We start from the raw sequence: 16055 nt of genomic DNA on the forward strand, positions 1-16055 counted from the left end.
GTTTGTATTCTCTGTACGGCTCGCTCAAGAAACCGGACATCATCGTCATTTAAAAACAAGCCTCCCATTAATGAGCGGCTTGTTTTTATACAACATATGGAACTGGTCATTCTGCCCGTGCCGCGGGTCCCAGCCGGCTTCGTCCAGTGGCAACCAGTGCACGGAACTGTAGCAACTTCACAATGTCGTCAGCTGGTCCATCAACCTGGTATCTTTCGTAATCATCACCCCGTTAGAATTAGCAAAAGAGTCAGTAAGTAATTATATTGAAGCAGTTCAATCTGGTGATGTAAGAGAGGCAGTAAAATGGGTTATTGATACCAGATTCGCTTCAGAGGAAGATCAACTTAAACAATACAAGGATTCTTTGACTACCGACCCTTTTTCAACTGCAAGTATTGAGAGTGTTGTGGCTGAATCCGAGAGCAAATTTATAGCCACACTCGATTTAACACGTAAAGAAAATGGGGAAACCACTAAGATCTCTCTTCCTATTATTGAGAAAGATGGAACTTGGAAATTATTCTTAAATGGGCAAGAAACAATGAGTACCGCTGCACAAAAAATATCAGATTTACAAAACAAAAATAAAAGCATCATCGCTCCTCTAGCTTCAACTTTATTAGGAAGTTACGATGACACAATAGTTGGAACAGGAAATTCATTTTATAGCAATCAATTTAATATGACTCAAACATCATTAGGTATTACTGGGTGGCAACAGGTTCCAGGGGTATCTGTAGACAGTACAATGAGATATAGTGTTGTGTATAAAGGTTTTTTTAGCGATGATACAATCGGAGAGATATTCCATACAGGGTTTAATGGTTGGAATGGTGCTGCCTTTTATGAAACAATATCTGTAGGAGCATTAAATGCTCCACAAGGTGTGTATCTAAAGATATCAAATCCGAGTGCAGCCCATGCAGTACGAGTAAGAGGTCATATCTATGGCAACTGATAACTAAACTACTAATCCGAGATCAGGAGAATTTTTTTTGATCATCTCCTGATCTCAAAAAAGAGGGAAGATATGGTTAAATTAAAGGATAGCACCAATAAAGATTCAATCAAAGAACAGTATGATCAACTTTGGAATGAATTCCTCAATACTGAGGAAAATAAAGTTAAAATTATATTAAGAAATGCTAACAATGGTTTACTAACAAAAAGAAAACAACTATTGCTTTTGCTCAACCCCTTTAAAACACATCTAACATGGATTATTTTATTAGCAGCCCTTGGAACAGCCATTTTATTGTATGTAATATTTATATGTGTTGCATTATTAGTAGAATAGAGTCTAAAATTCCCAATAATCTTATTTGTATAGCTTTTTATTGAACAATAAAGTTTACTTATATTATTTAGTCTAAGATAGATCTCATATTTGAGTCGGCCAAAAGTAACCGCTTCAGTCCAGACTTACCTCAATGCCTTCTGTCTGTCTTAACCGATTTTTTCGTTACTGCTCAAACAGATATGCCAGCAGGCCTAAAAATTGATTGTCCATTTTATAAATTGTGTAGGAATTAAAACGATTTTGTTATTCAGGCATACAATAGTGCACCAATCTCGCCGTATTATATTTCCACTCAGCAATAATGCCGTCATAGTCTCGAACTAAATAATCTAGGTCATCCCCCATAAACTAGAATATCTTCCGAACCATAAGCCTTATAACGTAGATGTTCAAAATCTTCTCCACTCTGTTTGTCAACAAAAATAAAATATTCTTCAATCCCCAAGTCCTTGACTTTAAAATACTACGTATCCCATTACATTTTTGCGGTATTGATAATATTCATACATTTATAAAGTGTTCACCACTAAAGTTATTCCCTGTGACACTCACTTTCCTCTTATATAAAAAATTACTCTGACAATATTTAATCATCCTCATGAAGGATTTGAATATTTAGGCGCACCTAGTACATTAGCCAGATCTTTTAATGTTTCAAATTAAATTTAAAAATGAAGACCGCCTATTGATGCTAAGGAGTTTCGCAAAGGAGGAATTGCTGATTATGACTAGACTCCTCGCTTCATTATTTTCCGCTCTACTTCTGTCACTTGTTTTCACAATGGTCAGTCAAAATAATAATACGGATGATACTGTTTTGTATTATTCATTCGCGAATGAATTTTTTAATGGTTTCTTGATTATGTTCTGCATTTATTTATTCTTTGTAACGCCTGTTTCATTGTATATAGATAAAATAATCATAAATCGCAGTCTCCTTTTGCATTTCCTTCTATATTTTTTTATAGGGGCCCTACTTGGTTCATTAATTCTTTTGATTAATTCAGCGAATAATTTACAGGCTTCATTACAATTAATTTTGCTCTTCGGGTTGGGTTCGTTTGTGTTTTCTTTATTTTTGCACTTATTTTCATTTATTAAGAAGAAAATAACTCCTTGATTCCTGCAAGAACCATCTCTATCGGGGCTTCGCGGTTGATCAGCTTAACCCGGGGTGTTATGAGTTCAATCTAAATAGGTTGTTGTCGGGGCACGGAGCCTTTCGATCACTGTATTAGTGAAGGTTCTAGGCCGGCGCAAAACAAAAAGCCCCGCTGACCAGTTTTTCTACCGGAGGGGCTTTTTCGTATGCCAAGTTGATAACATCTGGAGCATTATTGAAAGCAGTCTAACTTACGGATAACCCGCTCTTAATCCCACTGATGCTTAGGTTTAATTTGCTTATCAGCACAATCCAGCCTGAACCTTATCCGAACCTGCCACAAAGCAGGTAATCGCGAACGCAAACGTGCTGCCCTGCTCGCTGGTATCCTTAAGCCATACTCTGCCGTTCATTAACCCGGCCAGCTGCTTACAGATCGAGAGCCCAAGCCCGGCACCGCTGTAACTCCCCGGTGAACGTCTTTCATGAATTTGCGAGAAGGAGCGGAACAGGTTATCCTTCTGATCTACAGGCAGTCCAATGCCGGTGTCCTTCACTTCAATGGAGAAGGTGACACTGTCTTTTGCATCGGCCTTAGTTTGCACAATTATGCTGACCTCACCCTGTTCCGTAAATTTAAGCGCATTGCCCACCAGATTGGTGAGAATCTGATTAATTTTATGACTGTCACCCACAAGAGCGGGTATCGCTTCACTGCCGAATATGGCATGCAACCTGATCCCTTTCTTCTCAGCCTCGGCTGAGAACAGCTGCACGACATGGGAGACAATATCACGGAGGTGGAACGGGCTGCTCTCCAGCGTCATGGTCCCGGCTTCCATTTTGGAATAATCGAGAATCTGATCCATCATGGCCAGCAGATTGCTGCCGCTCTTCTCAATCACATCCACGTACAGCGTCTGCTCTTCGGACAGCTCTGTCGTCTGCAGCAGACTTGTCATCCCGATGACCCCGTTCATCGGTGTACGGATTTCATGACTGAGTACGGCCAGCAGATTATTTTTATCCTCAAGGACTTGTGTAGCCTGTTCTTCCGCAGCTTTCAGCCTGCCAAGGGTCGATTCCATTTCCAGCAGATTCGTATAAAAAGCCGACAAAGACAGCAGCAGCTCCACATCCCGCTCCTGATACTGATAGAAATTCTGGTCAAACGAACACAGCGACCCATAGAATTTACCTTGCTCCGTACGAATAGGCACTCCGATGAATGAACATCCCCCCACGAACTGCGTCGCATCCATATCCCGGGTCAGCGGGTGGGTCAGATTATTATCTATTAAAAGCGGACCTTGCGCATGCTCGGTGACCAGGGCACAATAGGATTCCTTATTATCCACCACCAGTCCCTCAACCAGCATAACCTTCTCCCGGTTAAACGATTTGAGCACCTTGGTAGACACATTGTCCAGATTGGCGATGCAGAACGTATTCGCCGGGATTAGCTTACTCGCAGTATCCATAACATTCGCTGCCGAAGTATATAATTTATTTGAAATGACTGACAAGACCTCAATATATTCCGTTTTTAACATAATCCTGCCCGTCCCTTCTACTGCTTGTTAAGCTTGTATTATCTCATTATACATCACAGAACGGATAACCCGAATTTCACAGGGCTATTCCTGAGCATATACTACAACATTCTGAATGAGATATGATACATTTATAGAGATGCGCTGCACGAAATTCAATGATAATGGAGAATAGAATGAGAACTTTCACAAATGATACCGCCCGTAAAATATTAGCAAATGAAATTAGCGTAGAAACTTTATTACATCAGTATCCGGAGTATCAACAGGAGGTCCTGCAAGAACTAAGCGTACTTAAGAACACTAGGAATGCTAATTTAATACATGCCATTATTGATAAATATTCGGCAAGTGCAAAGATGGCCAATCACAAAATCTCCAGGAGCGGGTTCAATGAAAAAACGGTAAATGCCTTTCTGCCTAATGTAATTAAGGCCAGATTTGCCCTTCATCTGCTGGAGCAGCTCAATATAAGCGCTTCTTCAAAAACGTCTGCCGGAAATGTAAAGTTCAACCTCTGGGACGGCATGATATTACAAAAGCTTTTATTCAAAAAGGGGCTTGAACGAAAGCCGGTATCTCTGGGCCTATTCAGGTTGTGCTGGCGGATTCTCCTGAATAGAAAAATATTGATGCCCCTCGTCAATAAGAAAGGCATCTATTGTTTCTACTCGAAACCTTTAATTAACGAACTCTCAAGCTTGATAGGCGATAAAAAATGCCTTGAGATAGCTGCAGGCGATGGTACGTTAACCAAGTTTTTGAACGCAAAAAATATCAGCTGCACTGCAACCGACGACTATAGCTGGAAGCACTATATCGATTACCCCGCCTTTGTGGAACAGGCAGATGCCAAAACTGCTCTTCATAAATACAGCCCTGAAGTAGTTCTCTGCTCGTGGCCGGTACCTAAGAATCCGTATGAAAAACATGTATTTAAGACGAATTCGGTTGACTTATATATCGTTCTTGGCACAAAAGACCCTGCGGTTACTGGAGATTTCGACTCTTATTACAGCGCCGATCACTTCACGATGGAGTTCAGTGAGCGGTTGTCCTCACTCCTGTTGCCCCCTTCGTCTGAAAATGCTGTATATCTTTTCAGACGGAAACCTGTTTCTTCATAAATATGACCTATAGATTATCTTCTTCCGGAATCATAAAAGACACCGAAGTACCTACAGCCAGTTCACTGTAAATCGACAGGCCCCGGCCATATAACTGGCTGAGCCTCCGGTGGGTATTGGCCAGACCGATGCCGCTTTTCCCTTCCATTACCGGCTTCAGCAGTAATTCAAGCGTTTCATGATCCATGCCTTGTCCATTATCTTCAACTTCAATCTTTACAGATTTGTGCTGACGTTCTATCCGGATCTGAACGATTCCGCCTTGCCTGCGGCTGAGCAAACCGTGCTTCACTGCGTTTTCAACCAGAGGCTGAATGGTTAAAGGGGGCAAGAGGATGTCAATATCCGGATCCACCTTCCAAATTACAGAGATTCGTTCTGCAAACCGCGACTGTTCAATATATAAATAGGACTCCACCAGCTCCAGTTCATGTGAGAGGCTTACAAGTTCTCCTGTGTTCAGGAAGTCAAAGCTGATTCTTAAGTAGGATGTGAATGCATCAATAAGCTCCTGCATTTTGCGGGTATCCACTTCACCAAGTGCTGAAATGGAATTCAGGGTATTGAACAGAAAGTGCGGCTCAATCTGTGCCTGCAGATAAGCCGCTTCAATCCGCACCCGTTCGTTAAAAGCTCGCTGCATCGCCGTCAAAGCCCGGATGCGGTATTTGAGTTCCATTGCATCTACCGGCTTGGTGACATAATCATTGGCTCCTGCCAGAAATCCGGTATAGATATCTGCGGGCTGACTGCGGGCGGTTAGCAGCAGCACCGGAAGCTCGTATAAGGAGTAACGCATCCGGATCTTCTGCGTTAATTCATAGCCCGACATCTGCGGCATCATCACATCGCCAATGAGGAGATCCCACTTCTTATTATCCAGCACCTCCAGTGCTTCCCGGCCGGAATTCACACCAGTAACGATATAAGGCTCGTTTGCCAGAATGCCCTTCAGTACAATCAGATTGACAGGATCATCATCTACAGCCAGAATATTCATCTTCGTGTCTGCAAAGAGCGGCGGAACCGGTTCAGTTCCCGGATGGGGACTTGGCTGCTCACCCGATAGACGCCACTCGGCCAGCTGCTGATGAATGGCATCCGCCAGCTCCTCTGTAGCGGAGATCTGGCTTACTCCCATCTCCCAGCCTGATGCGCTGGCCAGTGGGAGATTAAAGCTGAAGACAGAGCCTGTGCCGGGCTCGGATTGAATGCTTAAATGTCCTCCATGCAGTTCCACCAGCTGCCGGCAAATACTTAATCCCAGCCCGATTCCGCGCCCGTCACGAATCCCATGCGGGCCTTGCTCATAAGGGAGGAACACCCGGTCCATCGTCTCTTGGGTCATACCGACTCCGGTATCTATTACATGAACAACGACATATCCGTTCTGTTCTCTGGCCGAGACACAGACCTGGCCTTTCTCCGTATATTTGAGCGCATTGTGAACCAGGTTGAATACAACCTGTACCAGTCTTTTCTCGTCCGCAAAAACAAGCGGCACCGACTCCTGAATGTCCATGACCAGCGTTACCGGCTTGCCTTCAATCATATGCTGAAGCATGCTGATGACTCCCGGAACAACCGATTGAATGAGGACCGGCTCCTGCTTCAAAATAATTCGATGCTCCTGAAGGCGGACTACATCCAGTAGATCTCCAAGCATATGTGACATCCGGCGGCTGATCGTAATCAGCAGTTCCATATCCTTGCGGCTGCTCTCATACAGCCTGCCTTTCTCCTTCGCGACGATATTCTCCGCAATATTCATAATTCCGTGAAGCGGCGTCCGCAGCTCATGAGAGGTATTGGCGAGAAACTGATCCTTGAGTTTATCCGCTTTTTTCAGCTGCTCGTTCAGCTTCATATTCTCTTTGGCATTATGAAAATACTGTTTGAACCAATATGCAGAGAAACCAACGATGGCAGCTATAATATCCAGGGGGTAATAAACAACGGCAAACTGTCCGTTATAATCCCATAAATTCCACAGCAGATTCGAGATAATTGCCGCTCCTGACAGCAGCAGGTAGACAACATCCTTACCTTGTTGTTGTCTGAATAATAAACGGCCCAGACTATAAATCAGCCAGAGGAACGGAATGTACTGAAAGACTTGAACGACTCCCCAGTGAACGGACGTACTAACTAGTGCAGCGGGAACGATTGTTACAAAAACGGAATATAGACCCAAAGACAGTATGTACATGCGTAATCCTTTGTTCATTCCGGCGCCCGGGGTGAACCTTCTAAAGACGAGCAGGATCAGCAGATTTTGCCATAGGAAAGCAATCAGCCGGATCTTCAGGGACCAGGTGTAATTCACTCCAAGAAGATCAAGAACGATGTTATCACTGCGGGCCATCAAGATTATGGCGACAGATAAAGTCATTAATGCTATCAGGAATAATGCATGTTCTTTGGAATTAAATATATAGAGAATAAAGGCATACAGTACATGCAGCAGCAGAATAACCACTGTAAGCATTTGAAAGCCTACTGTATAAAAATAGATGCGGTTAACCTCATCCTGGGAAGCAAAGTATATGGAGCCTCCGATACCGCCCTTGTAAGGATGATCGAAATTAGCTGCCTGAATCAGCACATCAATTACAGTTGCCCCTTCTAAATAATAGGGAGAGAGGTACGAGGTGGCATTGGGCTGATACATCTTCGAATTCTGTGCTACTCTGCCCTTGCCGGTCAGGGGTACCCCGTTGATTTCAACACTGGAAGCAGCATGAATCTGTTTGATCCACAATGAGACAGGCTGCCGGAGCGGATCTACCAATATCCGCAGCCGGTATGTTCCGTAGCCGTATGAAGTAGCAGAATCATTGCCTATCGCATGCTTCCAATCCCCTGGTACCTTAAGCGGCAGCGGGACCCCGGTTAACGATGAGAGATTCTTTTCCGAGACGAGTTGATCAGGATAGAAACTCCATTCGCCCTCGAGCCTGTATAATCCAGAATCCCCTAGGTCACGGCCGCGCAGATCCGTTACCCCGTTAACGGCAGGAATCGGTTCTTCTACTGAGAATAAGCTTATCCAAGTCAAGCGGAATCCAAAAAGCACACCGATAAATAGCAGAATTACAGCTGTCTTATGTACAACATTATTATTTCTCATGACAGTATCATACCAAAAGCTGATAGCGTTGCCGAGTAGATATGACAACATTCTCCAAAATATCAAAATGAATATTGAGCCGCTACCCGGGTGAGTGCGGCGAACTTCTCTTCAGATAATTCTTCCTGTCCAAGCTCGTAGCTTCTGCCCAGCAAACCATACTTCACCGAGCCGTATCTGTGGTATTTCAACAGCTCATGGCGGATGCCGCCCAGACTGCTGACGAATTCAGCGATCTCTGCAATGGCCTCCGCCGAGTCATTGAACCCGGGAATTACCGGGGTGCGGACAATAATATTGCTCCGCTCGAACGACCGGCTCAGGCGTTCCAGGTTCTCCTTGATCAGGCGCGGGGATACCCCTGTAAACTGCAAATGAGCCTGCTCATTCAGCGACTTCAAGTCGTAATGGATCATACTCAGGCTGGGCAGCAATCTGCTGAAATGATTCCAGGGGGAGTATCCGCAGGTTTCAATCGCGGTGTGAATCCGCCGCCGCTTCGCCCCGGCCAGCAGCGCTTCAGCGAATCCGATCTGGGCAGTAGCTTCGCCCCCGCTCAGGGTTAGACCGCCTCCCGATCTTTGATAGAACAGGCTGTCCTCTCCGGCAATCTTCAGCACTTCTTCCACCGTCATAAGCCTGCCGTATACATCAAGGGATCTGGACGGGCAGACGGCCGCGCAATCCAGGCAACCCTGAACACATAGCCCGCGGTCAATCTTCACCTTTCCGCTGACAGGATCATCTGCGATGGCTCCCCGTCCGCAGGCCGCAAGACAGAATCCGCAAGCTTCCGTCCCTATGCATTTGCCTGCATCATAGTACATTTCCCTGGCGGACAGCCAGGATTCAGGATTGCTGCACCATCTGCAGCGCAGAGGACATCCCTTCATGAAGACCACTGTGCGGATGCCCGGCCCGTCATGCAGCGAATATCTTTGAATATTGAAGATGTTGCCTTGAAGCGGCTGATGTTCCATTATATTACCGTATGCCCGGTTCTTCTGATCAGATCGTTCTGCAAATCTGCGGAAAGATCCGTGAAATAAGCGCTGTAGCCGGCAATCCGCACAAGCAGGTTGCGGTATTTATCCGGGTCCTGCTGCGCATCCAGCAGCGTCTGCCTGTTGATGATGTTGAACTGCAGATGCCAGAGGCGCAAATCGCTCCAGGTCCGGATAAAGGAAACGAGCTTCAGGGTCCCTTCTTCCCCTTCGATGACGGAAGGCGTAAGTTTAATGTTGAGCAATCTCGCGGCTCTTTCCCGGTAGTTGTAATTCTTGGAGTAGTAGTTGGAGAGCAGGACGGCCGTCGGCCCGTTAATATCCGCGCCATGTGAGGCGGAGGAGCCGTCTGCGAGCGGGGTATAGGCTTTTCTCCCATTGGGAGTCGCTGAGACGACCTTGCCAAAAGGAACATGAGAAGTGAAGGGAACGTAACGGAGATCCAGGTTCACACCCAGCTGCTTCGAATAAGCGCGGGTAAATTTCAATGCTTCCTCATCCAGTTCCTTGGCGATAGAATCGGCATAATCCTCGTTGTTACCGTAACTTGGCGCATGTGCCAGCAGTTGACGGATAGCTTCGCGGCCTTCGAAATCACGGTCAAGCGCTTCAATTAATTGAGCCATCGAAATCCGTTTATCCTCGAAAACCACCTTTTTGATGGCGGCCAGAGAGTCGATTACCGTGCCGTAACCGATAAATTCGAAGTAACCCAGATCAATTCCGCCCTCGATATGAGGCTCATGGATATCCTTATGATTCTGCAGGCACAGCCTGTGCATGGAGGAGCTTAGCGGAGCGGCAAAATGCCGGCTGCGCAGCCGGATAATCGCGTGCTGCTGGATGAAGGCATGCTTGAGGAAATATTTCTGCTGGGCCTTATAAGCATCAAAGAACTGCTCCCATGTACCGAAGCTCAGCGGATCACCGGTTTCAAGGCCCAGGGTCTCTCCGGGGTAGCGCAGCATCTGCCCGTTCCGCAGCGTCATCTCGACGGCAGCGGCAAAATTGATATAGGCACAGGGGCTGGTGTACGTATCGCGGTTCGGCATCCGGCATTCCGCACAACCCGATACGGCATAGTCATAGGCCTCCTCGAACGTTGCCCCTTTGGCCAGCAGCAGGGGTACAACTTCCTCATCATTGATCAGCTTCGGAAATCCCGAGCCTTCTTTGATGGTCTCCGCGACCTCATACAGGTAACGCTCAGGCGCTCTCGTGTGAATCCGGGCCGCCAGATCGGGATAGTTCAGCGGGAATTCCCGCTTGGACTGCAGCATCAGATAGGTCAGCTCGTTGGTCGCGTCCAGCCCCCCAGGGGTCTGTCCGCCAATTGTCACCGCTTCCCAGTGGGCATATCCTTCGTTAAAGGCACCGCCGGCCGGTGAAATGTAGAGGTCCAGAAACTGGGCCATCGCATTCCATACACATTCCAGCAGCTCGATCACTTCCTGATCTGTAATGAGGCCAAGCGCAGTATCTTTCTCGTAGAACGGGTAGAGGTACTGGTCCATTCTTCCGTTCGAAATCACAGTGCCCGTCTTCTGCTCCAATCTGGAGAACATCTGGACGAACCATTGGGATTGCACAGCTTCATGGAAGCTGCGGGGCGGATGTTCCGGCACATGGGCACTGATTCCGGCAATCTTCCGCAGCTCGGCCTGCCGCACGGGATTCGTCTCTTCATCCGCCAGCTTGGCAGCCAATATGGAATGACGGTTAGCCCACAGTACAATAGCATCGGACACATTCACTATAGCCTGCAGGAAGGGCAGCTTCTCCATGTTATCGACCGGGCTGTAAGGATCAAGCCGGCTGATCTCCCGCAGCGCTTCTTCTTTGATCCCCTTGTAGCCGATGCGGAGCACCTTCTCATAATCATGCACCCACTGGATGGATGAACGGAACGATGCGGTTTCGTTGACAATGAATCTGGATTTCAGCGGGTCTGCGGGATCATACGTCACCTTCAGCGTATCCGCAGGCAATGCACTGGCCAGCGCCTCGTGGAAGGTTTTCCCTTTCCAGTACGGTGATATTTCATTCACAATAATGGCTGCATCCGCTTCACCCAGATCGAACGGTGACTGGCCGCGGCTGGGCAGCTCCCTGATCACCGTGTCCAGATAATCACCATCCAGCTCCGGATACAGGATTCCGTATCTTCCCGGGGCCCCGCCTCTTCCCGCAATCAGCTGATCCCCGTCGATATAGACGGTAATATGCCGGGCAATATGCAGCAGCGCCTTGGACCATCTCAGAATCAGGGCTTCACCCTCCGACTGCTTGAACGATTCGGTAAAAAGCTGCGCACGTTCCACATCAATTGTGGGACGCTGATTCTGAAATGAATGGAGAATACGGACTGCCCGTTCATGCCCCGGGAAGGTCCGTTCCCCGGGTGGAAGAAGCAGTCTTTGTTCCTGCACCGATAAAACCGATTGAACCGTCATTAGATCTCTCCCAACTAAATCCTAACTAAACCAGTAGGATTTGTTAAATTATGTGACCCATCGTAAAGCGGTTAGGTTTAGTTTGTCAACCGGTTTTGAGAAACCGTAGGGGAAAGTTCACACACTCACAGTTTTCTTCTGCGGGTCAGATTGATCCGGAAAGCATAATTATCGGCGCGGTAGATGCTTTTCTCATATTCCAGGGGATTGCCGTCATGATCCAGCACCAGGCGCTTGGATAGCAGGGCGCAGCTTGGTTCGGCAGTCATGCCCAGCAGCTTCTTCTCTTCCGCCGCCGGAATAATCGCGCCAATCGTCTGTTGTGCTTCCCACAGATTCAGCCCCAGCTCCGTTTCCAGCACATCATAGGTCGACACATTGCTTAAATCCAGCAGCGCCAGCTTCTCGCCGATTTCCAGCGGGTAATATTGGGTCTCCAGCACAACAGGTGTGTCGTTTGCCAGTCGCAGCCGGATCGTCTCGTACAGCCGGGATACCCCGAATATTTTGGCGGCATCCTGCGGCGCCTCCACAATCCCCTGCTTTAGCACCTTGATATCGGGAGTAAGCCCGCGCTCGCCGATGATATCGAAGAACGTGCTTAAATTGCCCAGCCACTCCTCTATCGGCCTTACAGCCACAAAAGTACCGAGCCCTTGCCGGGATTCCAGCATTCCGTCATCGATCAGGGTGCGGATCGCGCGGCGGACGGTCGCCCGGCTGACGGAATATTTGTCCATCAGCTCATGCTCCGCCGGGATTTTCTCAGTGTAGGTGCCTTTAAATATATCGTTTCGAAGTAAATTCCTTACCTGTAAATGCAGCGGGATTGAATTGCTTCTGTCGAGCACTATATGTAACACCCTTTCTCGTCTATTATAATTCCAAGTAAGTAGATGCGATTATTTATTATATCATCATTAGGTTGTCCGTACAACCTGTTGACAGGTTCAATTTGCATGTGGTAATTTATGTATCAACCAATCTTATACAGCTGATCAGATCACTGAAGGCTAAGCTGCGTCCTCCTTATTTGGGAGACGTGACTTAGCCTTTATTATTTTATTTGGAGGCCAAGGAATGAAACAGACGTTGACCGGCGTACCAAGCGCGGCTGAACTGGCAGAACTCCACCGGGAGCATCTCTGGCTGCATCTTACCAACCACAAGCTTTATGAGACGCAGGAGCCGCCGATTATGGCTGAGGGCACAGGCTATATGCTGAAGGATGTGCAGGGAAAGGAGTTTGTCGACGGCCTGTCCGGCGGAGTGTGGGTCGTCAATGTGGGACACGGCAGAGCAAGCATAGCAGATGCTGTGAGCCGGCAAATGAAGCTGTTGCCTTATTATGCCGGCTCGATGGCCACCCCGCCTTACATTATGCTGGCCGCGAAGCTCGCCTCCCTGCTGCCCTCGCTGCCGAAGGTCTACCTTTCGAACAGCGGCTCTGAAGCGAATGAGAAAGCATTCAAGATGGTCCGGCAATATTTCGCCGCAAAGTCCCCGGGCAAGAAGAAATACAAGATTATATACCGGGACAGGGATTATCACGGCACTACTCTGGCGGCGCTGGCCAGCAGCGGACAACAGGAACGAAGAGCGGATTTCGGTCCGCTGCCGGAAGGCTTCGCGGAAATCCCACACGCTCTGTGCTACCGCTGTCCGTTCGGCAAAAGCTATCCCGGCTGCAATATCGATTGCGCCCGGGCACTGGAACAAGTGATTCAGCAGGAAGGTGAAGACTCGGTTGCCGCCGTGATTCTGGAGCCGGTTACCGCCGGGGGCGGCATCATCCCTCCGGTTCCGGAATATTATCCGGTGCTGCAGGAAATCTGCCGCAGGTATGGCGTACTGCTGATCCTGGATGAGGTCGTTACCGGCTTCGGCCGGACAGGAGCCCTGTTCGGGCATCAGCATTACGACGTACAGCCCGATATCATCACCTTGGCCAAAGGACTGGCAAGCGGCTACATGCCGATCTCGGCTACGGTTGCACGCAAAGAGATATTCAACCAGTTTATGGCCGGGCCGGAAGAGCCGAACGGATTTTTCCGGGATATCAGCACATTCGGAGGCTGCGCAGGCAGCTCAGTGGCTGCCCTTGAGAACATCCGGATTATTGAAGAGGAGAGATTGACGGAGAATAGCGCGCTCATGGGCGCCTACCTGATGGAGCGGCTGAAGGAGCTGGAGGCATTCCCCATTGTCGGCAACGTCCGGGGGCAAGGTCTGCTGGCCGGTGTTGAACTGGTGGAGGATAAACGATCCAAGATACCGCTTCAGGAGAGCCGGCTGGCGCAGATCGTTGCCAGTGCCCGGGAGGATGGTGTAATTATCGGCAGAATGACGCGCAGTGTGCCGGGTTATAACAACGTGCTGTATATGGCACCTCCGCTCATCATCGATAAGTATGGAATCGACAGGATCATCGGTGCTCTGCGCAGTGCACTACACAAACAGTTGTAGGCCTGATTAAGAATCAGAATTATCCTGCCATACAGGCCGGGAAAGGAGGCATCAGGTGGCTAAGCTTGCAGGCTTGAGGCATTGGATTCACAAAAAAGCAACCATTGAGCGGATGTTAACAACAGGCACCATTCTGGTTCTGCTTCTATTATGGTTCGCGGTCACGGAGCTAAAGCTCCTGTCAGCGATTCTGGTCCCTTCTCCCGGCAAAGTGTTTGCCAGCTTTATTCAAATTCTGCAGGAAGGCTACAAAGACAACAGTCTGCTGACACATCTCAGAGACAGCATGATGCGCTTATTAAGCTCCTTCGTGCTCGTCATCCTCACCGCCGTCCCCCTCGGTCTGCTGAGCGGCTATAACTCCAAAATACGCGCCATCATGTATCCGCTCGTTGAATTTTACCGCCCGCTCCCGCCGCTCGCGTACTATACCCTGCTTGTGCTGTGGATGGGAATTGAAGATTCGTCCAAGATTGCACTGCTGTATCTGGCCGGTTTTGCCCCCGTCTTCATTGCCTGTGAATCGGGAGTCCGTAAACTGAAGCAGGATTATATTGACGGGGCCTATACCCTCGGGGCAGACAGCCGGCAAATTTTCTTTCATGTTGTTTTCCCCGCCTGCCTGCCGGATATATTCATCGGACTGAGAACAGCAGTCGGCGTCTCCTATACGACGCTTGTCGCAGCCGAAATGGTCGCCGCAGTAACCGGCATTGGATGGATGGTGCTGGACGCCAGCAAATTTCTGAGAAGCGACATTATTTTCGTGGGCATTATCATTATGGGGATAACCGGGATGTTGATTGATGCCGTACTGCGGGCCGTTGAACGTAGAGTCGTACCGTGGAAAGGCAAAGAATAGAATAGGGGAGGAATCATATTGAACAAGAAACTTAGACTTATGCTGACAGGCGGCCTGGCTCTTGTACTATCAGTGCAGCTTGCAGCATGCGGAAACAGCAAGGAAGACGGGGGTACAGCCAAACCGGAATCCGTTACGATCGGATACCAGGACATTCCCAATGATGAAATTGTCGCCAAAGCCAAAGGCTGGTATGAAGCTGAGCTCGGTGTGCCGGTGAACTTCAAGAAATTCGATTCCGGCCGTGATGTGAACACCGCCTTCGCCTCGAAGAGCATCGATATCGGGCTGATGGGCAGTACACCGGCTTCCGTAGGCATCGCCACCGGGCTGGAATATGAGGTGTTCTGGATCCACGATGTCATTGGCGCTGCCGAAGCGCTAGCGGTCAAGAATAGCTCAGGTGTGAATTCGGTCAAGGAGCTGGCCGGCAAAAAGGTGGCGGTTCCCTTCAGCTCCACGGCACACTACAGCCTGCTGAATGCGCTGGAGCTTGAGGGTGTCAATCTGGCGGATGTGCAGATTCTGGATATGCAGCCGAATGATATTTTTGCCGCCTGGCAAAGAGGTGATATTGACGCCGCTTATGTATGGAATCCGGTGCTGGGCGAACTGCTGAAGGACGGCAAAGTTCTTACCGACAGCGGTAAATTAGCGGAACAAGGCATTGTGACTGCCGATGTCGGAGTGGTCAGCAAAGCGTTCGCCGGCAAATACCCTGAACTTGTGGCCAAATATATCAAGGTCCAGTCAAAGGCTCACGACCTCTATACCAGCAATCCCGATGAAGCTGGCGATGCGCTCGCTAAAGGCCTTAATATCAGCAAATCCGAAGCGCTGAAACAAACTGGCGATCTCATCTGGCTGTCCGCCAGTGAACAACTATCTTCCAAATACTTCGGCCCCAGTGACAGCAAAGGGGATTTGGCCAGCATTCTGAAGGCTACCGCAGACTTTCTGGTGGAGCAAAAGGCACTGGAAAAGGCACCTGATCTGGAGGCCTTTGAACAGGGGATCAACTCCGCATATATTGAACGTTCACTGAAATAAGGATA

The 16055-nt window shown here is 48.4% G+C and carries 11 protein-coding genes; 6 read left to right on the plus strand and 5 right to left on the minus strand.

Annotated features, from left to right (window positions below; genetic code table 11):
• Positions 1 to 367: 367 nt before the first annotated feature.
• Positions 368 to 961, plus strand: a complete 594-nt coding sequence (locus tag PBOR_RS25395; protein ID WP_042216488.1) for a hypothetical protein — start codon at positions 368 to 370, stop codon at positions 959 to 961.
• 72 nt (positions 962 to 1033) lie between these two features.
• On the plus strand, positions 1034 to 1300 hold the full coding sequence (locus PBOR_RS25400; protein WP_042216490.1) for a hypothetical protein: 267 nt from the start codon (positions 1034 to 1036) through the stop codon (positions 1298 to 1300).
• A gap of 1407 nt (positions 1301 to 2707) precedes the next feature.
• On the opposite strand, the gene PBOR_RS25410 is transcribed toward PBOR_RS25400, so the two are convergent.
• The gene (locus PBOR_RS25410; RefSeq protein WP_245647905.1) at positions 2708 to 3931 is read right to left on the minus strand and encodes a GAF domain-containing sensor histidine kinase; all 1224 of its coding nucleotides are present in this window, start codon (positions 3929 to 3931) and stop codon (positions 2708 to 2710) included.
• Between the two features lie 203 nt (positions 3932 to 4134).
• On the opposite strand from PBOR_RS25410, the gene PBOR_RS25415 reads away from it, so the two are divergent.
• Positions 4135 to 5085 (plus strand): hypothetical protein, encoded by a 951-nt coding sequence (locus PBOR_RS25415; protein WP_042216493.1) that lies wholly within the window; start codon positions 4135 to 4137, stop codon positions 5083 to 5085.
• Between the two features lie 7 nt (positions 5086 to 5092).
• On the opposite strand, the gene PBOR_RS25420 is transcribed toward PBOR_RS25415, so the two are convergent.
• The 4 genes from PBOR_RS25420 to PBOR_RS25435 all read right to left on the minus strand — a co-directional run bounded on the left by PBOR_RS25420 (position 5093) and on the right by PBOR_RS25435 (position 12535).
• Positions 5093 to 8215 carry a hybrid sensor histidine kinase/response regulator gene (locus PBOR_RS25420; RefSeq protein ID WP_042219926.1) on the minus strand — a complete coding sequence of 1041 codons (3123 nt, stop codon included), beginning with the start codon at positions 8213 to 8215 and terminating at the stop codon, positions 5093 to 5095.
• 62 nt (positions 8216 to 8277) lie between these two features.
• A complete protein-coding gene (locus PBOR_RS25425; protein WP_042216495.1) occupies positions 8278 to 9195 on the minus strand; it encodes a glycyl-radical enzyme activating protein in 918 nt (305 codons plus the stop codon).
• The gene (gene hpsG / locus PBOR_RS25430) at positions 9195 to 11672 is read right to left on the minus strand and encodes a (2S)-3-sulfopropanediol dehydratase (protein WP_042216496.1); all 2478 of its coding nucleotides are present in this window, start codon (positions 11670 to 11672) and stop codon (positions 9195 to 9197) included. Before hpsG ends, PBOR_RS25425 begins: the two co-directional genes overlap by 1 nt.
• Before the next feature lie 125 nt (positions 11673 to 11797).
• Positions 11798 to 12535, minus strand: coding sequence for a UTRA domain-containing protein (locus tag PBOR_RS25435; protein WP_081972182.1), 738 nt, complete (start codon positions 12533 to 12535; stop codon positions 11798 to 11800).
• A gap of 217 nt (positions 12536 to 12752) precedes the next feature.
• Between PBOR_RS25435 and PBOR_RS25440 the strand changes: the two genes are divergently transcribed.
• The 3 genes from PBOR_RS25440 to PBOR_RS25450 are packed head-to-tail and all read left to right on the plus strand — an operon-like array spanning position 12753 to position 16050.
• The gene (locus PBOR_RS25440) at positions 12753 to 14138 is read left to right on the plus strand and encodes an aminotransferase family protein (protein ID WP_042216499.1); all 1386 of its coding nucleotides are present in this window, start codon (positions 12753 to 12755) and stop codon (positions 14136 to 14138) included.
• 55 nt (positions 14139 to 14193) lie between these two features.
• A complete protein-coding gene (locus PBOR_RS25445; RefSeq protein WP_245647906.1) occupies positions 14194 to 15000 on the plus strand; it encodes an ABC transporter permease in 807 nt (268 codons plus the stop codon).
• An 18-nt stretch (positions 15001 to 15018) separates the two neighbouring features.
• Positions 15019 to 16050, plus strand: coding sequence for a taurine ABC transporter substrate-binding protein (locus PBOR_RS25450; protein WP_218918861.1), 1032 nt, complete (start codon positions 15019 to 15021; stop codon positions 16048 to 16050).
• Positions 16051 to 16055: the final 5 nt, after the last annotated feature.

Origin of the sequence: Paenibacillus borealis, from assembly GCF_000758665.1 — a bacterium.
GTDB lineage: Bacteria > Bacillota > Bacilli > Paenibacillales > Paenibacillaceae > Paenibacillus_AQ > Paenibacillus_AQ borealis.